Annotated in this window: 12 protein-coding genes; 4 read left to right on the plus strand and 8 right to left on the minus strand. The window is 71.1% G+C overall.

All coding sequences use genetic code 11. The features are described from left to right. Nucleotides 1-17 precede the first annotated feature (17 nt). Nucleotides 18-1277 carry a histidine--tRNA ligase gene (gene hisS / locus ACFPCV_RS16140; protein WP_378057451.1) on the minus strand — a complete coding sequence of 420 codons (1260 nt, stop codon included), beginning with the start codon at nt 1275-1277 and terminating at the stop codon, nt 18-20. Between the two features lie 95 nt (nt 1278-1372). Between hisS and ligD the strand changes: the two genes are divergently transcribed. Next, the gene (gene ligD / locus ACFPCV_RS16145; protein ID WP_465251566.1) at nt 1373-2401 is read left to right on the plus strand and encodes a non-homologous end-joining DNA ligase; all 1029 of its coding nucleotides are present in this window, start codon (nt 1373-1375) and stop codon (nt 2399-2401) included. 611 nt (nt 2402-3012) lie between these two features. On the opposite strand, the gene ACFPCV_RS16150 is transcribed toward ligD, so the two are convergent. Then, the gene (locus tag ACFPCV_RS16150; protein WP_378056992.1) at nt 3013-3459 is read right to left on the minus strand and encodes a hypothetical protein; all 447 of its coding nucleotides are present in this window, start codon (nt 3457-3459) and stop codon (nt 3013-3015) included. 191 nt (nt 3460-3650) lie between these two features. Between ACFPCV_RS16150 and ACFPCV_RS16155 the strand changes: the two genes are divergently transcribed. Beyond that, nucleotides 3651-3857, plus strand: coding sequence for a hypothetical protein (locus tag ACFPCV_RS16155; protein WP_378056993.1), 207 nt, complete (start codon nt 3651-3653; stop codon nt 3855-3857). Nucleotides 3858-4050: 193 nt separating this feature from the next. Here the strand turns inward: ACFPCV_RS16155 and ACFPCV_RS16160 are convergent, their stop codons facing one another. The 3 genes from ACFPCV_RS16160 to ACFPCV_RS16170 form a co-directional block, all read right to left on the minus strand. Then, nucleotides 4051-5592, minus strand: a complete 1542-nt coding sequence (locus ACFPCV_RS16160) for an alpha/beta fold hydrolase (RefSeq protein WP_378056994.1) — start codon at nt 5590-5592, stop codon at nt 4051-4053. Between the two features lie 91 nt (nt 5593-5683). Further along, nucleotides 5684-6748, minus strand: a complete 1065-nt coding sequence (locus tag ACFPCV_RS16165) for an ATP-dependent DNA ligase (protein ID WP_378056995.1) — start codon at nt 6746-6748, stop codon at nt 5684-5686. Nucleotides 6749-6752: 4 nt separating this feature from the next. Next, nucleotides 6753-7508, minus strand: a complete 756-nt coding sequence (locus ACFPCV_RS16170) for a pyrimidine reductase family protein (RefSeq protein WP_378056996.1) — start codon at nt 7506-7508, stop codon at nt 6753-6755. Nucleotides 7509-7821: 313 nt separating this feature from the next. On the opposite strand from ACFPCV_RS16170, the gene ACFPCV_RS16175 reads away from it, so the two are divergent. Both ACFPCV_RS16175 and ACFPCV_RS16180 read left to right on the plus strand, forming a co-directional pair. Beyond that, on the plus strand, nt 7822-9447 hold the full coding sequence (locus ACFPCV_RS16175; protein ID WP_378056997.1) for an ABC-F family ATP-binding cassette domain-containing protein: 1626 nt from the start codon (nt 7822-7824) through the stop codon (nt 9445-9447). Then, nucleotides 9414-10067, plus strand: coding sequence for an AAA family ATPase (locus tag ACFPCV_RS16180; protein WP_378056998.1), 654 nt, complete (start codon nt 9414-9416; stop codon nt 10065-10067). Before ACFPCV_RS16175 ends, ACFPCV_RS16180 begins: the two co-directional genes overlap by 34 nt. 39 nt (nt 10068-10106) lie before the next feature. Here the strand turns inward: ACFPCV_RS16180 and ACFPCV_RS16185 are convergent, their stop codons facing one another. From ACFPCV_RS16185 to yicI, 3 genes are read right to left on the minus strand one after another with little or no spacing between them, the layout of a single operon-like run. Further along, a complete protein-coding gene (locus tag ACFPCV_RS16185; protein ID WP_378056999.1) occupies nt 10107-12821 on the minus strand; it encodes a beta-galactosidase in 2715 nt (904 codons plus the stop codon). Nucleotides 12822-12847: 26 nt separating this feature from the next. Further along, nucleotides 12848-15790, minus strand: coding sequence for a glycoside hydrolase family 3 protein (locus ACFPCV_RS16190; RefSeq protein ID WP_378057000.1), 2943 nt, complete (start codon nt 15788-15790; stop codon nt 12848-12850). A 16-nt stretch (nt 15791-15806) separates the two neighbouring features. Next, nucleotides 15807-18062, minus strand: coding sequence for an alpha-xylosidase (yicI, locus tag ACFPCV_RS16195; RefSeq protein WP_378057001.1), 2256 nt, complete (start codon nt 18060-18062; stop codon nt 15807-15809). Nucleotides 18063-18082 lie beyond the last annotated feature (20 nt).

Consider the following 18082-nt stretch of genomic DNA (forward strand, 5'->3'; position numbering starts at 1 on the left):
GTCCCACCGTAACCTCTCTACCTCGCCTTGTCGCCGAGGTCGCGCTCCGGGCCCGTCTCACCCGGTCTGACGTGCACGAACGACGTGAAACCCCACTCCTCCAGACGGCTGAGCTGGGCGCCGAACTTGCCGGACCGGCGCACCGGTGACACCGCCCTTCCCCCCTCCCGCAGCTCGCGGGCGATCGCCAGGACCGAGGGGATCGGCGTGTCCGCCTCGTACAGCACCGCGACCGCAGCACGTGCCGGTGCGGTGGCCAGCAGGTCCACGATCCGCTCGAACCCGATCGAGAAGCCGCAGGCGGGCACTTCCGTGCCGAGGAAACGGCCGACGAGCTGGTCGTAGCGGCCGCCACCGGCCACCGAGCCACCCGACGCCGGGTGCGTGACCTCGAAGATCTGGCCCGTGTAGTAGCCCATGCCGCGGACCAGTGTCGGGTCGAACTCCCAGGTCAGGCCGGGTAGGGCGGCGAGACTCCCGGCCGTGGTGGTCAGGTCGGTCAGCACGTCGTCGCCGAGGCCGGGCAGCGCGGCGGACAGCTGGTCGGTGAGCTTCGCCGCGTCCAGGCCCTGCAGGCCGGTGATGGTCTCCTGGAGCCGGGTGATGGTCGCGTCGTCGATGCCGAGGCGGTCGCTCAGTTCGGTGCGGACGCCCGCCCAGCCGATCTTGTCCAGCTTGTCGAGCGTGATGAACAGGCGGTCCCAGCCCTCGGCGGGCACCCCCGACCGCTCGGCCAGCGCGGACAGGAACCGCCGGTCGGAGACCCGTACGGTCGTACCGGAAAGGCCGGCGGCGGCCAGTGCCGCCGACGTCGCCTCGATCAGCTCCACCTCGGCCAGCACGCTCGGCTCACCGAGGACGTCGATGTCGCACTGGTAGAACTGCCGGTACCGGCCCTTCGCCGGCCGCTCCGCCCGCCACACCGGACCGAACTGGAACGAGCGGAACGGCTGCGGGAGCGTCGCCCGGTTGGCGCCGTAGAAGCGGGACAGCGGCACGGTCAGGTCGAAGCGCAGACCGAGGTCGACCAGCTCGGACAGCGGGGTCCCGGCGGCGACCCGCGGTTCGAGGCCGCGGCGCAGCACCTGGTAGATCAGCTTCTGGTTCTCGCCGCCCTGACCGCCCTGGAGGCGCTCGATGTTCTCCAGCGCGGGGGTCTCGATGCGCTGGTAGCCGTAGCGGCGGTAGACCTCCGTGATCCGGGCCAGCACATGGTCACGCACTGCGACGGCCGAGGGCAGCAGATCACGGGTTCCCCTCGCGGGGGTCAGGTCCATCTTCACCGCCATAACGCTACTTGACCAGGCGAAGCGCTTTTCGGTGACTCTGCGCTGACGGGGGCGGCCGCTAGGCTGGCGTCGTGGCCGAGGCGATGGAGTTCGAGGTGGACGGGCACGCCGTGCGCGTGTCGAGTCCGGACAAGCCCTACTTTGCCGAGCTGGGGATCACGAAGTCCGACGTCGTGCGGTACTTCCTGTCGGTGGGCGACGGCATCCTCGGCGCGCTCCGCGACCGTCCGACCACGCTCGAGCGCTGGCCGGGCGGGGTGTTCGAGGGCGCGAGGCTGTCCACCCGCGCCGACAGCCGAGGCGACGCGTTCTACCAGAAGCGGGTGCCCAAGGGCGCGCCGCCGTTCGTGGAGACCGCCAGGATCACGTTCCCGAGCGGCAGGCCAGCCGACGAGGTCTGCCCGACGACACTCGCCGTGGTCGTGTGGGCGGTCAACCTCGGCACGCTGACGTTCCACCCGTGGCCGGTGCGGCGGCCCGAGGTCGACCACCCCGACCAGCTGCGGATCGACCTGGACCCACAGCCGGGCACCGACTTCCGGGACGCGGTGCGGGTCGCGAGGGAACTGCGCGCGCTTCTGGCCTCGCTGGGCATGGAGGGCTTCCCGAAGACCTCCGGCGGCCGCGGCCTGCACGTGTACGTCCCCATCGAACCGAGGTGGACCTTCGTCGAGGCGCGGCGCGCGGTGATCGCACTCGGCCGCGAGCTGGCGCGACGCATGCCCGACGACGTGACGGTGAGCTGGTGGAAGGAGGAACGCGGCAAGCGGATCTTCATCGACTTCAACCAGATGGCGCGGGACCGGACCATCGCGTGCGCCTACTCGATCCGGCCCACCCCGCGCGCACAGGTGTCGGCACCGGTGACGTGGGACGAGCTGCCCGACGTCATGCCCGCGGACTTCACCGTCCACAGCATGCCGGAACGGTTCGCACAGGTGGGCGATCTCCACGCGGACGTGGCGGCGAAGGCGTTCTCCCTGGAACCGCTGCTGGACCTGGTGGCCCGCGACGAGGCGAAGGGCGAGGGTGACCTGCCCTACCCGCCGGAGTACCCGAAGATGGCGGGCGAGCCGAAGCGCGTACAACCCAGCCGCGCCCGGAACGACTAGACGATCGATCTCGTGGAGCTGGCCGGTCGGGTGCTGGTCTGCTTCTGGGCGTTGTGGCGTGGGTTTGTCCTCGCCGGACGGGCAGGTCGCGGGGATGGCGGGGAGCCCCTCGGTGGTGGGGTTGCGCCACCGTCGGGGTTGCGTGGGTCGTTGCCCGCGCTTCGCGGGCCGGGCGCGTAGCGCCCGGCTTTGGTGCCGTGAAAGTGCCATTCACGGCACCGGGCCGGGCCGTTCGGCGGATGTTCCGGCGGGCGTGTTCAGGGCGTTGGGTTCGGTCGTGAGCAGTGGCTCACCTTGCGGGTGCGCGGGCTCGTTGCCCCGAAAGCGCCTTTCGGGACACCGGCCCTGCCCTGAACGCGCCTTCACAGCACCGGAGCCAGGGCGCCACGCGCCCGGCCCGCGCAGCGGGCCCCCGCCCATGCCACCCCGACGGTGGCGCAAGCCCACCCGAACCCAACCGCAGCCGACCGCTCCTCCGCCACCCCCGAGACCTGCCCGTCCGGCGAGGACAAATCCACCACGCCAGCCGCAGAGACCTCCGGCGAGGACGACCCACCCCGGAGAGGCGAGGACAAACCTCCAGGCAGAAACACGATCGATCATCCAGCTGCTCAGCCGACCTTCTGCCACGGCTCGCAGCCCGCGGTCTCCACCAGTTCGTCGAGGTTGACCGTGAGGGTGCCGGGCCCGGTGATCACGCCGTTGTCGATGAGGCCGCCCTCGCCGTCGGACCTGGTCCAGTAGCAGCCGCCCGCGTTGGTGCCGCTCGGGCCGGTTGTCTGGTAGATGCCTGGTTGCACCTCCACGCCCACGGTGTGGAGGCCGTCCAGCAGCGTGGTGGCCGGGACCTCCGGGGGCGGCGCGACCGTGACCGTGACCCGCACGGCGCTGGTCTGGACCTGGGTCACGGTGACGGTGACCTCGATGGGCGAGGCGCCCGCCGCGTCCTCGCCGCTCGCCGCGGTGCCGACTATGGCCGCGACGACCGTCACGACGATGCCCGCGACGGTCAGCACCAGCCACGGCCACACCGGCCAGCGGCGGTTCGACGTCGTCATGAGGGCGGCTCCTCACCGGGGTGTTGCTGCCTTGGCGTCGTCATCTTTGTCGAAACCGTTACGGCGCCGCGACATCCAATGCGGTGAACATGTGCTTCGTCCGGGGTTTCCGGCGGCGGGCACGCCTGCTGGTTGCTTTCGGCGGGATCGCAAGGAAGCATCGAGGGACGGAAGCCGGAAGGGAGGTCATCGTGACGAAGTCGTACGTCGTGCGCTACGTGGGTGGGCCGCTCGACGGGCGCGTCGACACGCTGCCCGAGCTGCCGGAACAACCACGCGACACCGTCACGCACGTGCACCTGCACGAAGGTCCGAAGATCGTGCACCACTACGACCTCAACTACGCCGTCGAGTACGGCTGCGAGTACAAGGTGCGCGAGACCGAAGACGGCGACTGACGCCCTACGGGCAGCTCCGCCCGCGCGGGCGGCGCGTGGAAGCCTTGGGCGCGCTTCGGTATCGCGTAAGAGTCCTGTGTGGATGTCCGGGCGATCTCGTTTCCCGGTGTGCGGCACGGGGAAGCCGTTCGTGACCGCGACGCCGTACTGGCGCGCCGGGGTGAGCGGACGTCCGCACCACACTGTTGGGTGGTTACGGCGGGCAGACCGTTCCGTTGCGAGGGATCGCGCCGTCGGTGAGGAACCTCGTCGCCGCGGTCGTGGCGCACACGGAGAAGCCCAGAGCGCCGTGGCCCGCGCCCTGCCAGGAGAGGAAGACACCCGAATCGAGCTGCTGTGCGGCGCGCTGGCTGCCTTCGAGCGGGGTGATGGCGTCGCTCGCGGTGCCGAGCACCAGGATGGGCGGTGCGCCGCGGCCGGTGGGGGTCGGAAGCGGGTGGTCGGGCACCGTCCACGGGCCGCAGAACGCGAGGCGCTGCGCGGCGACCGGACCGAACAGGGGGAACTTGTCCTGCCAGTCCTCCGCCGCGGTCCTCACCTGGTCGGGTGACATCCGCGTCTTCATGTCGTTGCAGGTCGTGACCAGCGTGCCGTCGAGGGACGCGGCCTGGACCTCGCTGCCCAGCACGGTCGGGGCCAGGATGGTGAGCAGGCCGCTGCCGTCGCCGTCCGCGGCCTTCGCGAGCGCCGAGGCCAGGTCGGCCCAGGTCCTGCGGTCGGACAGGCCGATCCTGACCGCGTGCATGGTCGCGCCCGCGGTGATGTCGACGCCGTCGGTGCCGGGGAGGGCGTTCGTGCGCAGCTCGCCGAGCAGCTCGAGGAATGCGCGCTCGGGTTCGGCGCCCAGCTCGCAGCCGCGCTGCACACAGTCGGCGACGAACGCGTCCCATGCCGCCTCGCCGCCCTTCGCGACGCCCTCGAGCGCGAGCTGCGCGTCCGGCGTCGGGTCGGGGACACCGTCGAGGACGAGCCGGCCCACCCGATCGGGGAACCGGTCGGCGAACATGCTCACCACGCGTGAGCCTTCGCCGTGGCCGATGGCGTTGAGCCGCGACACGCCGAGACGGTTGCGCAGCGTGTCCAGGTCGGCGGCCGTGCGCCAGGTGTCGAATGCGGGGAGCTGGCGTTCCAGCACGATCGAGCACTGCTGGCCCGCGGTCTGCGCGGCCTCGAACCAGGCCTCGACGTCCAGCGCCGCCGGGTCCGGTTCGATCATCTCCCTGCGGACCTGCTGGGGGAGGCAGTTGGCGGCGGCCGAGTTGCCGGTTCCGCGCCGGTCCATGCCGATGAGCTGGAACTCCTCGAAGAACTCCGGCGGGAGGGACGCGGCGAGCCGGGCGGCGTAGATCGTGCCGGGAAGGCCGTCGACGTCGTTGACGACCGCGATCGGGACCGGGCCGTCACCTGCCTTGAGCAGTTGGATGCGCGCGGTGTCCCGACCGGGGGCGTACGGGGAGTCGAGGACGCCGTTCACCCGCCCGCAGTCGGTTCTCAGCCAATCGGGGAGCTGCTGTGCGGACAGGGCGTCAAGGATCTCGTCGGAGCAGGTGCGCCAGTGGATGCCGCTGTCGGCTTCTTCCAGCGGCGGGACCTCGTCGGGTTGGACCGACTGGGTCACCGATGCGCCGGCGCCGTCGTTGGTGACGATCTCGGGGCGGATCGACGGGCCCGCCGTGCACGCGGACAGCGTCGCCGCGGCGACCAGCATGGCCACGCCTACTCGCCAGGCCGTCACCGTGTCCTGTCCTCCCCTTTGTGTGGTCCGTTGCAGGGTGGCACGGGGGAGGTGAGAACGGGGTGAACGTGGCCCGGCCGCCCGGTGCCCGTCAGGACAGCACGTCGGTCAGGTCGAACCTGACTGGTTCCTCCAGCTGTGCGTACGTGCAGCTCTTCGGGTCGCGGTCCGGGCGCCAGCGGGAGAACTGTGCGGTGTGGCGGAAGCGGACGCCTTCCATGTGGTCGTACCGCACCTCCACCACGCGTTCCGGGCGCAGCGGTACGAACGACAGGTCCTTGCCCGCCTGCCAGCGGCTGCCTTCCGCGTTGCGGGGGGTGCGGTTTCCCTCCTCCTGCTTCGCCCACGCCCACGGGTGGTCGTCGAAGTCCGTGACCAGTTCCTGCATCTCCTCGAACAGCTCTTCGCGCCGTGCGAGGGGGAACGCGCCGATCACGCCGACGCTCGCCAGTACGCCCTCGTCGTCGTAGAGGCCCAGCAGCAGTGAGCCGATGCGGTTCGGGGCGCTCTTGTGGACCCGGTAGCCCGCCACCACGCAGTCGGCGGTGCGTTCGTGCTTGACCTTGTACATCACGCGCTTGTCCGGTTCGTACGGCCCGTCGAGCGGCTTGGCGATGATGCCGTCCAGGCCCGCGCCCTCGAACTGTTCGAACCACTCCTGCGCCACCGCCGGGTCGGTGGTCGCCTTCGTCAGGTGGACGGGGGCCGCCGCCGGGGCCAGGGCCTTCTCCAGCGCCGCGCGGCGTTCGGCGAAGGGGCGCTCGGTGTAGTCGGTGTCGCCGAGTGCGAGGAGGTCGAAGGCGATGATCTTGGCGGGGGTGGTCTCGGACAGCATCTTCACCCGGCTCGCCGCCGGGTGGATGCGCTGGGCCAGCACCTCGAAGTCGAGGCGGTCGCCCGTGGGGCCGACCACGACGATCTCCCCGTCGATCACGCAGCGGGTGGGGAGGTTGGCCTTCACCGCCTCGACCAGCTCCGGGAAGTACCTGGTCATCGGGCGTTCGTTGCGGCTGCCGATCTCCACGTCGTCACCGTCGCGGAAGATGATGGACCGGAAGCCGTCCCACTTCGGCTCGTAGCTCATCTCGCCCGTCGGGATCTTCTTGACCGGCTTGGCCAGCATCGGCTTGACCGGCGGCATGATCGGGAGCTGCATGGCGTCATTCTGACCCGGATGGCGTCGCCTTGCGATAGCGCAGCATCAGAAAACCCTCGTCGGAGAGCACCGACTCCAGCGTGAGGGGCAGCGGCTCCTTCGCGGGCAGGCCGTCCGCGACGCGGACCGCGCCAGCGCCGGTCAGCAGCGGGGCCACCGTCAGGCACAGCTGGTCCACCAGGTCCGCCGCGATGAGGTCGGCGAACAGGGTCGGGCCGCCCTCGCAGCACACCCGCAGCAGGTCGCGGTCCGCCAGCGCGTCGAGTGCCCCGGCCGGGTCGACGCGGTCCTCGCCCGCCACCACCACGTCGGCACCGGCGTCCGCCATGGCCTTGCGCCATTCGACGGGGGCCGCGTCCGAGGTCAGGACGATCGGGGGCACGGTCGTGTGCGCGACCAGCGGGGACGTCGGGTCCACCGAGCCGCGGCCGGTCACCACCGCGATCGGCGGGACGTCGGACAGGCCAAGCCGCGAGCGCCGGGCCGCGCGCAGTTCCGTGTGCTTCACGCCGCGGTAGCCCTCGGTCAGCGCGGTGCCCGCACCGACGAGCACCACGTCGGCCAGGTCACGGCCGAGCGCGAACACCTTCTTGTCCGCGGGGCTGGACAGGCCACGGGAACGGCCGGACACCGTCGCGGCGCCGTCCGCGCTCGCGACGAAGTTGACCTGGACGTAGGGCCGGGTCAGCTCGGTGGGGTAGGCGTAGAGGTCCTCGAGGGCGCGATCGTCGACGGAGGGGCCGGGGCTGAGCAGGTGCATGGCCCAATCCCAGCACGGGTCAGCGGCGCTTGCCGTTCCGGTGCTGGTTCACCAGAGCCCACACGGACACGGCCTGGTTGTCCTCTTCGCCGGAGCGTGATCTGCGCGTGAGTGGATCCGCGCGGCCGGCACCGGACTCGAGCTCCTGTCGGATCTGGTCGTAGATCGGGGTGTCGGACAAGTGCATCCCTCCCGTTCGCAGCCAAACCCTCGCAGGCTACGGAGCGTACCGCTTCGGATCCGTAGCGGCGGCAAGGGGGTTGCTTATGAAAACCGGTCGCCTGAAACGCCCCGATACCGGACGATCTGCGCTATGGGCGCGGGATTTCTGGAGGCAGGCGGGCTTGGCCATCGGCTCGACGACGGCAGACAACTGTTCACCGACGCGTCGTTCCGGGTCGGCACGGGGCAGGTCGTCGCGCTCGTCGGCGCGAACGGGGCGGGCAAGACGACGCTGCTGCGGTTGCTGTCCGGTGACCTGCCGCCCAAGCAGGGCGGCGTGACCGTCCAGGGCGGACTCGGGGTGATGCCGCAGTTCATCGGGTCGGTGCGGGACGAACGCACGGTCCGGGACCTGCTGCTGGCCGTCGCGCCACCCGCGTTGCGGGCGGCGGCCACCGCGCTCGACGAGGCCGAGCTGGCCATGATGGACACCGACGACGAGCCGACTCAGTTGCGTTATGCGACTGCTCTCGCCGGGTGGGGCGAGGCGGGCGGCTACGACGCGGAGGTCCTGTGGGACACCGCGACCGTCGCCGCGCTCGGTGTCCCCTATGACCGTGCGCAGTTCCGTTCCGTGTCGACGCTGTCGGGCGGCGAGCAGAAACGCCTCGTGCTGGAGGCGTTGCTGCTGGGCCGCGAGCAGGTGCTGCTGCTCGACGAGCCGGACAACTACCTCGACGTGCCGGGCAAGCGGTGGCTGGAGGAGCGGCTCGCGGCGTGCGGCAAGGCCGTGCTGCTGGTCAGCCACGACCGGGAGCTGCTCGCGAGCGTCGCCACCCACATCGTCACGCTCGAAGGCGGCACGACCTGGGTGCACGGCGGCGGGTTCGCCACCTGGCACGCGGCCCGCGAGACGCGCTGGGACCGCATGGCCGAGCTGCGCAGACGCTGGGACGAGGAGCACCAGAAGCTGAAGGACCTGGTCCGCAACCTGCAACAGGCCGCCATGATCAGCGACGGTCTCGCACCCAAGTACAAGGCCGCCCAGACCCGGCTGCGCAAGTTCGAGGAGGCCGGGCCGCCGCCGCTGCCGCCCAAGCAGGAACGGGTGCGGCCGCGGCTGCGGGGCGGACGGACCGGGCTGCGCGCGATCCAGTGCCACGGTCTCGAGCTGACCGGCCTGATGAAGCCGTTCGACCTGGAGGTGTTCTTCGGCGACCGGATCGCGGTGCTCGGGTCCAACGGCTCCGGCAAGAGCCACTTCCTGCGGCTCCTCGCCGGTGACACCGTCCGGCACGAGGGCGCGTGGAAGCTCGGCGCGCGAGTCGTGCCCGGGTTGTTCGCACAGACCCACCAGCACCCGGAGTGGGTTGGGCGGACGCTGCTCGACGTGCTGTGGCGTGGCGAGGGCGACCGCGCGGGGCTCGACGAGGGCGCGGCGTCGTCGAAGCTCTCGCGCTACGGTCTCGCCGGCGCCCGCTCGCAGCGGTTCGAGACGCTCTCCGGCGGACAGCAGGCCCGGTTCCAGATCCTGCTGCTCGAACTGTCGGGCGCCACGCTGCTCCTGCTGGACGAGCCGACGGACAACCTGGACCTGACGTCGGCGGAGGCGTTGCAGGAGGCACTGGAGGCGTTCGAGGGAACGGTGTTGTCGGTGACGCACGACCGCTGGTTCGCCAGGTCGTTCGACCGGTTCCTGGTGTTCCGGTCCGACGGTCAGGTGGCCGAGACGGACGGGCCCGTGTGGGACGAGACGCGGGTGCGGCGGGCGCGGTGAGCGACGCGGTCGTGACCGGTGGGGCACCCGGCGTCGATGCGGGCCTCGGCGTGAGCGGTGCCAAACGTTTGCGCGCGGACGGGCACCCGGAGGGCATCGCACCCGCGGTGGTGGTGATCACCGGGATCATGGCGGCAGGCAAGTCGACGATCGCGCAGCTGCTCGCCGGGCGGTTGCCGAAGGCAGCGCACGTGCGGGGCGACCTGTTCCGCCGGATGATCGTGTCCGGACGGGCCGACATGACACCGGGCGCGGACGAGGAAGCCGTGGCGCAGCTGCGGTTGCGGCACCGGCTGACCGCCGCGGTGGCCGACGGGTACGCCGACGCCGGGTTCACCGCGGTCGTGCAGGACGTGCTGCTCGGCGACCACCTCGACGACCTGCTCGACGCGGTCGCGACCCGGCCCAGGTACCTCGTGGTGCTGGCACCCGAGCCCGCCGCGGTGGCGGCACGGGAAGCGAACCGGGCGAAGACGGGTTACGGCGCGTGGACGGTCGAGGACCTCGACCAGGGACTGCGGGCGATGCCGAGGCGCGGGCTGTGGCTCGACTCGACCCACCTGACCCCGGCGGCCACCGTGGACGCGCTGCTGGCGGGGCTGGACGAGGCAGCGGTGTAGGTGGTCCCGCACCCGGCCGGACGGGTGGGGGACCACGTTCTACCGCACCCGGTGGTTGGCCAGCGGGACCAGGCTGACCGGGCCCAGTGCGCTGTCCTCCAGTGCGACCACCGCCAGCGCGAGCGTGTTCTTCCCTTGTGTGCGCAGCACTCCCGAGGGCAGGACGAACTCGCGTTGCGGGCCGAGGTCGGCCGTGAACTGACCCATCTGCCAGCCGTTCACGAACATCAGCACCCGGTAGGCGCCGGTGCCGTCGAACCGCAGTGCCACCGGGACGTCCTGGTCCCGAGGCAGGTCGAGCCCGAACTCCGTGCGGTACCAGGTGACGCCGGGCGCCAGCGTGCCCGCCGCCGGTCGCCAGTCACCTGACGTGTGACCAGGCAGGTGCCAGCCCGCCCGTTCGCCGAGCAGGCCGCCGTTGTTCAGCGGGCCGCGGACCGGGTCCGGTTCGTTGCCGCGCAACCGCCACGAGACCGGAGTGTCCGCACCGGTCAGCGACGCGCCGACCAGGCCGCGCGGCTGTTTGAACCGGGTGTCGTCGGCGGTCCAGTCGTCGTTGTGGCCCATGTTCCCGACCAGGACCGTCAGCACGGCGGGCGTGCCGGGGGCCAGCGGCGGCAGCGTGAACGTGCCCGGTCCGGGGTCCGGGTTGACGGGTGCGTCCGAGTCGGCCTGTGTGCCGCCCTTCGCCCAGCCGAGGTACGTGTCGTTCAGCCACACCTGGTAGACGCCGTTCTTGCCGGTGATCGCGTTCAGCTTGACCGCGGTCTCCGCACCGGTGGCCGTGAAGCGCCCGCGGTACCAGATGTGCCCGTGGTCGTAGCCGTACGTACCGGCAGGCAGCCCTCGGTCGGCGACGGTCCAACCCGAGTCGTCCACGACGGACTCGCGCTGGGTGCGCCAGCCGGTCAGCGCGGGCAGCCGCACCGGGTCCGGGCCACGCAGCGTGCCGACGAGGGATCCGCTCGACGTCGTGCGGGTCGGTATCACCGTCGAACCCACCACGAGCCGCCGTGCCGGACCGAACACCTCCACCGACGTCCGCGCCGACGTGTCCGCCCGCAGCCGCACCGTCGAGCCGGACACCGACGCGTCACGGACCAGCGACGGGCTGCGCACCAGCACCGAGCCGTACTGCCAGAACTCCGCCGCCGTCTCGTTCGTGCCCAGCAGCAACAGCATCGGCGGGCGGCCGCCACCGGTCACCAGCACCCGGGACAGGCCCTGGTGCCGGTAGCCGAGCTTCAGGTCGCCATCGGCGAACGACGACCGTACCGACCCGGCCAGCACCTTCACCGTGGGTCGCGACGCGTACCGCAGCACCGTCGAACCGTCGGTCCCGGTACGCCCGTACAGCACCGCGACGTCGCGGCCACCGGAACGCGTGTGCGTCATCAGCTCCGACGACGACCACACGAGCCGCTGCCCGCCCATGTCGTAGCCCGCGACCAGCACCAGCGCGTCCCGCGCGCCGACCGTCACCGGCACGGTGTACCGGCCGTCCGGTGTGGACCAGTCCAGTGTGGATGATCCGCCGCCGGGAGAGCGGGCGAGCACGAACTGCGTTCCCGTGTCCGGGTTCGCCCTGGCCAGGGTCTCGACCGCCGAGGAGGACGACACCGGTGCGGTCGCGGGATCCGTGTGGGTCAGCGGTGTCACCGCGCGCACGAAGTGGCCCTGCCGCTTGAACTCCGCGTACTTGTCCGTCAGCTGCCGCGACTCGGTGATCGCCGCGCCGTAGTCGTAGGACGTGTACACGTCGTTCGGCTGCCCGAGCCAGCCCCAGTTCGTGCCGCCGAACGCCATGTAGTACCCGAACATGGTGGCGCCACTGGCGATCAGGTTCGACTTGTAGAAGTACCGCATGTACGACGGCCCGGTCAGCTCGCGGCAGCGGTCGTACCCGGCGCGGTTGAGGTCGATCGCCCCGGCCTGGTACTCGGCCGCGTACACCGGTGCGTCCTCCGACAACCGTTCCGTGGTCCCCGGACCCCACGGCCCCCACAGCTCCGGTGTCTGGCACTCGAACGACTGCGGGTAGTCGTCGACGCCCGGGATCTGCACGGCGCCGAGACCGGAGGCCCATGTCGGGGTCCATGACGCGTCGCAGCACTGGTTGTGCGTGATCGGCACGTCGATGCCCGCCGCCCGCGCGGTGTCCTGCAGGTCCTGCATGTACTGCGCGTCGGTGTTGGCAGCGTACTCGTTCTCCACGTTGTACGCGATCACCGAGCCGCCCCGGGTGATCTGGTGCCGCGCCAGGATCGGGTTGATGTTGGCCAGCCACTCCCGGTACGCGGCCGTGTAGCCGGGGTCGCTCGACCGCGCCCGGCCGGGGACCTGCTTGAGCCACGCGGGGAACCCGCCGCCGCTGACCTCGGCGTTGATGTAGGGCCCCGGCCGCACGACCACGTACAGGCCCAGCTCCTCGGTGAGCCGCAGCAGCCGGTCCACGTCCCGCACGCCGGAGAAGTCGTACTCGCCGGGCGCCGGCGAGTGGTATGCCCAGTTGAAGTACAGCGAGACGCCGTTGAACCCGGCCGCCCGGACCTTCTCCAGCACGTCCCGCCACAGCGCGGGGCTCGGCAGGCGGAAGTAGTGGAACTCGCCGCTCCACAGGAACACCCGCTGCCCGTCGACCTTCAGCGAGTACCGGTCGTAGGTCACGGTGTGCGCAGGGGCCGCCGCCGCGGCCACTGGCGTGACAGCACCCGTGACCAGCAGCAACGCCAGCAGCAGAACCAGGCGCCGCACGACGCCGTTCGCTCCTCGGGTCCCGCTCATCGGATCGTGAACGTGTCGACGCGCAGTTCTCCGGTGAGCACCAGGTACACGTCGTGCCTGCCGTCCGCGCCGGTCAGTGCGGCGGCGACGGAGGTGTAGGTGTACTTGTCGGCGGTGCCCGGCGAGGTGGCCGTGCCGAGGAGTCTCCCGGCCGGGCCGCCGAGCCGGACCTCGATCGTGCCGGCACCCGCGACCCGCGCGGTGAAGGAACGCGCCCGCCGCAGTTCGCTGTCGTGGAAGGAGACCCAGCCGGGTCCGCCGACCGAGTCGCCGCGTGCCTTCGACGTGTCCACCAGGGACACGTCCGCGTAGTCGTCGAAGTCGACCGCGCGGGTGGTGCGGGACAGGTTGCGCGCCGGGATCGTCTCGCCCCGCACCCGCACCGACCCCCGCTGCCGGATGTCGGCGCAGGACGCGCCGACCAGCACGTCGTAGGTGCCGCCCTCGACGACCCAGCGGCCGCGGGTCACGTCCCAGTGCGCGAGGTCGCGCACTGGGACGGAGAACCGGACCGTCCTGGTCTGTCCCGGCAGCAGGTGCACGCGCTGGAACGCACGCAGCGTCCGGTCCGGTCGGGGATCACGTGACTCGCGCTGGTGGGTGTAGAGCTGGACGACCTCGTCGCCTGCCCGGTCGGACGTGTTGGTGACCGGCACGCTCACCTCCAGCGCCGACTCGGTCGTCAGTGGACCCTGGGAAGCGACCCCCGGGCCCCCGTACCGGAACGTGCTGTAGGACAGGCCGTGCCCGAACGGGTACAGCGGATCGCCCTCGAAGTACTGGTAGGTGCGGCGGGCCTTGATGATGTCGTACTCGAGGATGTCGGGCAGGTCCGCGTCGCGGCGGTACCACGTCTGCGTGAGCCGCCCGGCCGGGTTGACGTCGCCGAACAGCACGTCCGCGACCGCGTGCCCGGTCTCCTGGCCCGCGTGCGTGGTCCACAGGATCGCCGGGACGTTGTCCTGTTCCCACGTGAGCGTGGTCGGGTAGCTGTTCTCCACCACGACGACCGTGTTCGGGTTCGCCGCGTGCACGGCCCTGACCAGCGCGGACTGGCTCTCCGCGAGTGCCATCGTGGTGCGGTCGTGGTCCTCGCGGCCGTTGATGAACGGCATGCTCCCGACGACCACGACCGCCGCGTCCGCGCCCTCGGCCGCGGCGACGGCCTCGGCGATCCCGCTGGAGATCGTCTCCTTGACGAACGGAGTCGCGCCGGCCGCGTCCGGGGAACCGAGCAGGAGCCCGCCGTCGGGCGCCACCGTGAGGTAGTTGTTCGGGCCCTCCCAGTCGTTGACGGTCTCGTAGCCGACGTACCTGACGACGACCGTGCCGCCACCCGCGTCCTCGAACGTGAACTGCTGGTGGACGAACCAGTCGCGGGGCTGCGGAGCCCGGTTCACGAATCCGCTGGTGGCGCCGAAACCGTCGCGCTCGACGTACTTGCCGTTGGCGACGCTGCGCAGCGTCACCACGCCCTGGCCCCAGTCGAACACGTCGAACCGCTGGGCCTCGCCCGCGGCGGAACCACCGACCGTGAGCGGTGCCCCGTCCGCCGCGGTGCTCGCGGTGACGTACCGGCCGTCGGTGGTGCGCAGGGCGATCCGGTCGACCGCCTCGCCGCCGGTGACGGTGACCCGTTCCGCGATGCCCGCGCGCGGCGTGACCACGTACGGCAGCCTGCCGGAGTACCAGTCGGTGTACAGGGTGTCGGCGAGCGGACCGACCACGGCGACCGTGCCCGCGGGCCGCAGCGGCAGTGCGCCGTCGTTCTTCAGCAGCACCACGGCCCTGCCCGCGGTCTCCCTGGCGAGCCGCCGGTGTGCCGGGCTGTTCACCACGTCCATGGTGATGCCGCCGTACGGGCCGCCGCCCGGGTCGAACTCGCCGAGCCGGAACCGGATGGTGAGGATGTGCCGCACCGCCGAGTCCACATCGGACTCCGCGAGCAGGCCCTGCGCCAGCGCGGCGTTGACCGCGTCGATCGTCGGTCCCGCGTTGGTGTTGTCGACGGTGAAGCTGTCCAGTCCGGCCTTCAGCGTGGCCGCGTCCGCCTGCGCCAGGGTGTCGAAGTACGCCTGCGAGCCGATGAGGTTGTTGGGGTTGCCCGCGTCGGTGACGTTCATGAGCACCTGGTCGGTCCAGGTGCGCACCACGTCGTCGAAGTCCGGCAGCACGGTCGCGGGGCGCCCGTTGACCAGGTTGTACGCGGCCATCACGCCGGTGGCCGCGCCGGCGGCGATCGGAGCCCTGAAGGGGACCTCGTAGTACTCCTTCCTGACCCGCGGCGGCAGGTTCGACGACGTGCGGTCGCGGCGGATCTCGTTGTTGTTGGCCAGGTAGTGCTTCAGCGTCGGCGCGGTCTTCAGGTGGCGGGGGTCGTCACCGGCCATGCCGCCCGCGTACGCCGTGGCGATCACGCCGGTCAGGTACGCGTCCTCGGAGTAGCCCTCCTCGTTGCGGCCCCAGCGCGGGTCCCGCAGCAGGTTCACCACCGGCGCCCACGCGTTCAGGCCCCACACCACCGGGTTGTCCGAGTGGTACCCGCGGATCTCGTCGCCGACCACCGAGCCGACCCGCCTGATCAGCGCCGGGTCCCAGGTCGAGGCGAGCCCGACGGCCTGCGGGAACACCGTCGCGACCGCGGTGCGCACCGCGCCGGGGTCGGGGGTGGACGTGATGTCGGTGGACCACGCGACGCCGTGCAGCGCCTCGGTGCCGGTCTTGAACATCGCCATGCCGAGGCGGGGGATCGCGGGCTGGTACTGGTGCAGCAACGAGACCTTCTCCGGCAGCGTGAGCCGGGTGAGCAGGTCCTCGACGCGGGATCGCAGTGGGAGCCCCGGGTTGCGGAACGGGTGACCCGTCGCACTGGCCTGGGCCGGGACCGCGAGCGCGGCCGCCGTGACACCTGCTACCGCTAGGAACGTACGTCTTCTCATGACCACTCCATCGGGTTCAGAGGCGGACGGTGAGCGAACCTTCTTCTGCGTCGACGGGTTCGGCGCCCGCGACGGCGACGCGCCAGCGGGCGGGCGGCTGGTCGGCGACGACCTCGACGACCGCGCCGCGCCGGGTGGTGGTGAAGGTGACGGCGACGTCGCCGGACACCGTGGGGACGACCGTCGTCACCGGCGAACCGTCGGCCAGGCCGTACACGTGCAGGGTGACGCCGTCGGCGTAGTCGTAGTCGGGCCGGTCGTCGACCGCGCCGACGGGGAGCACCGCGCCCGGCCGGACCAGCAGCGGCACGCTGTCGACGTCGTGGGTCTCCCGGACCCAGCGCGGCCCGGTCACGGTCCCACCGGTCAGGAAACGGGTCCATTCCCCGGCGGGGACGTAGTAGTCGACCACCCCGTCCTCCCGGAACACGGGCGCCACCAGCAGGTCCGGGCCGAGCATGTACTGGCGGTCGAGGTGTGTGCAGGCCGGGTCGTCCGGGAACTCGACGACCATCGCACGCATCATCGGAACACCGGTCAGATGCGCGGTTCTCGCCGCCTGGTACAGGTAGGGCATCAGCGTCGCCTTGAGCTTCGTGAAGCGCCGCAGCACGTCGACGGCCTCCTCGTCGAACGCCCACGGCACGCGGTAGGAGTAGTTCGCGTGCAGACGGCTGTGCGAGGACAGCAGTCCGAACGCGATCCACCGCTTGAACAGCCACGCCTCCGGGGTGCCCTCGAACCCGCCGATGTCGTGGCTCCAGTAGCCGAAACCCGACATCGTCAGCGACAGTCCGCCGCGCAGCGACTCGGCCATCGACTGCGGCGTTGAGAGGTTGTCCCCGCCCCAGTGCACGGGGAACTGTTGCGTGCCGACCGTCGCCGACCTGGCGAACACGACCGCGTCCCGCTCGCCGCGCCGCTTGCGCAGCAGGTCGAACACCGTCTTGTTGTAGAGGTAGGTGTAGTAGTTGTGCATGTCGACGGGATCGGACCCGTCGAAGTACTCGACGTCGGTCGGGATCCGCTCGCCGAAGTCGGACTTGAAGCAGTCGACCCCCATGTCCAGCAACGCGTCGAGCTTGGCCGCGTACCACTCGCGGGCCTCCGGGTTGGAGAAGTCCACGACCGCCTGGCCCGGCTGCCACAGGTCCCACTGCCACACGTCACCGCCGGGCCGCTTCAGGAAGTAGCCGCGTGCCCTGCCCTCCTCGAACAACACGGAGCGTTGCGCGACATAGGGATTTATCCACACGCACACCTTCAGGCCGCGTGCCTTGAGCCTCGCCAGCATCCCGCGCGGGTCGGGGAAGGTCTTCGGGTCCCACTCGAAGTCGCACCACGACAGCTCCCGCATCCAGAAGCAGTCGAAGTGGAACACCGACAGCGGCAGGTCCCGCTCCGCCATGCCCTCGATGAACGAGGTGACCGTGGCCTCGTCGTAGTCGGTGTTGAACGACGTCGACAGCCACAGCCCGAACGACCACGCGGGCGGCAGCGCGGGCCTGCCGGTGAGCGCGGTGTACTTCGCGAGGATCTCCTTCGGGGTCGGCCCGTGGATCACGAAGTACTGCATGGTCTGGCCCTCGATGCTGAACTGCACCTTCGAGACGTCCTCGGACCCGACCTCGAACGACACCGGCCCAGGGTGGTTCACGAACACGCCGTAGCCGGCGTTGGTGAGGAAGAACGGCACGTTCTTGTACGCCTGCTCGCTGCTCGTGCCGCCATCGGCGTTCCAGATGTCGACCACCTGGCCGTTCCTGGCGATCGGGCCGAACCGCTCACCCATGCCGTACACGGCGTCGCCGACGCCGAGGTTCAGCCGCTCCCGCACGTGCGGACCGTCCGGTGTGGACATCAGGCCGAGGTCGTGCTCACCGCTGGACGTGAGCACCCGGCCGGCCGCGACGAACTCCAGCCGCCACGGGTTCCTGTGCACCCGTACCGACAACGCGCCCGAGGTCAGCGTGGCGGTCCGGTCGTCGACCGAGGTGGTCGCCTGCGGGCCGGACGGGAACAGCTCGAACCGCGGTGACTTCGTGGCGCCGCCCGCGTGGTGGGTGACCCGCACGCCGACCACGTCCGGCATCGGCGAGGTGAGGTCGACGGTCAGCACCGCACCGCTCTGCAGGTCCCGCCGGTTGCGCACCGCGTAGGTGGGGGCCAGGATCCGCAGCCCCTCCGGGGTGTCCGCCACGTCGAGCACCTCGACGGGGTAGGCGGGCGTGACACCCGTGCGCATCAGCCAGTGCCCGTCCGTGAACTTCATGCCGCCGTCCCCTCGCAGGC

Origin of the sequence: Actinophytocola glycyrrhizae (genome assembly GCF_042653545.1) — a bacterium.
Taxonomy (GTDB): domain Bacteria; phylum Actinomycetota; class Actinomycetes; order Mycobacteriales; family Pseudonocardiaceae; genus Actinophytocola; species Actinophytocola glycyrrhizae.

Bases quoted from the DNA above. Each gene is read 5' to 3' on its own strand.
- ACFPCV_RS16150 (WP_378056992.1), bottom strand. From the start codon at position 3,459: ATGACGACGTCGAACCGCCGCTGGCCGGTGTGGCCGTGGCTGGTGCTG.
- ligD (WP_465251566.1), top strand. From the start codon at position 1,373: ATGGAGTTCGAGGTGGACGGGCACGCCGTGCGCGTGTCGAGTCCGGAC.
- hisS (WP_378057451.1), bottom strand. From the start codon at position 1,277: ATGGACCTGACCCCCGCGAGGGGAACCCGTGATCTGCTGCCCTCGGCC.
- ACFPCV_RS16165 (WP_378056995.1), bottom strand. From the start codon at position 6,748: ATGCAGCTCCCGATCATGCCGCCGGTCAAGCCGATGCTGGCCAAGCCG.
- ACFPCV_RS16190 (WP_378057000.1), bottom strand. From the start codon at position 15,790: ATGAGAAGACGTACGTTCCTAGCGGTAGCAGGTGTCACGGCGGCCGCG.
- yicI (WP_378057001.1), bottom strand. From the start codon at position 18,062: ATGAAGTTCACGGACGGGCACTGGCTGATGCGCACGGGTGTCACGCCC.
- ACFPCV_RS16175 (WP_378056997.1), top strand. From the start codon at position 7,822: ATGGGCGCGGGATTTCTGGAGGCAGGCGGGCTTGGCCATCGGCTCGAC.
- ACFPCV_RS16170 (WP_378056996.1), bottom strand. From the start codon at position 7,508: ATGCACCTGCTCAGCCCCGGCCCCTCCGTCGACGATCGCGCCCTCGAG.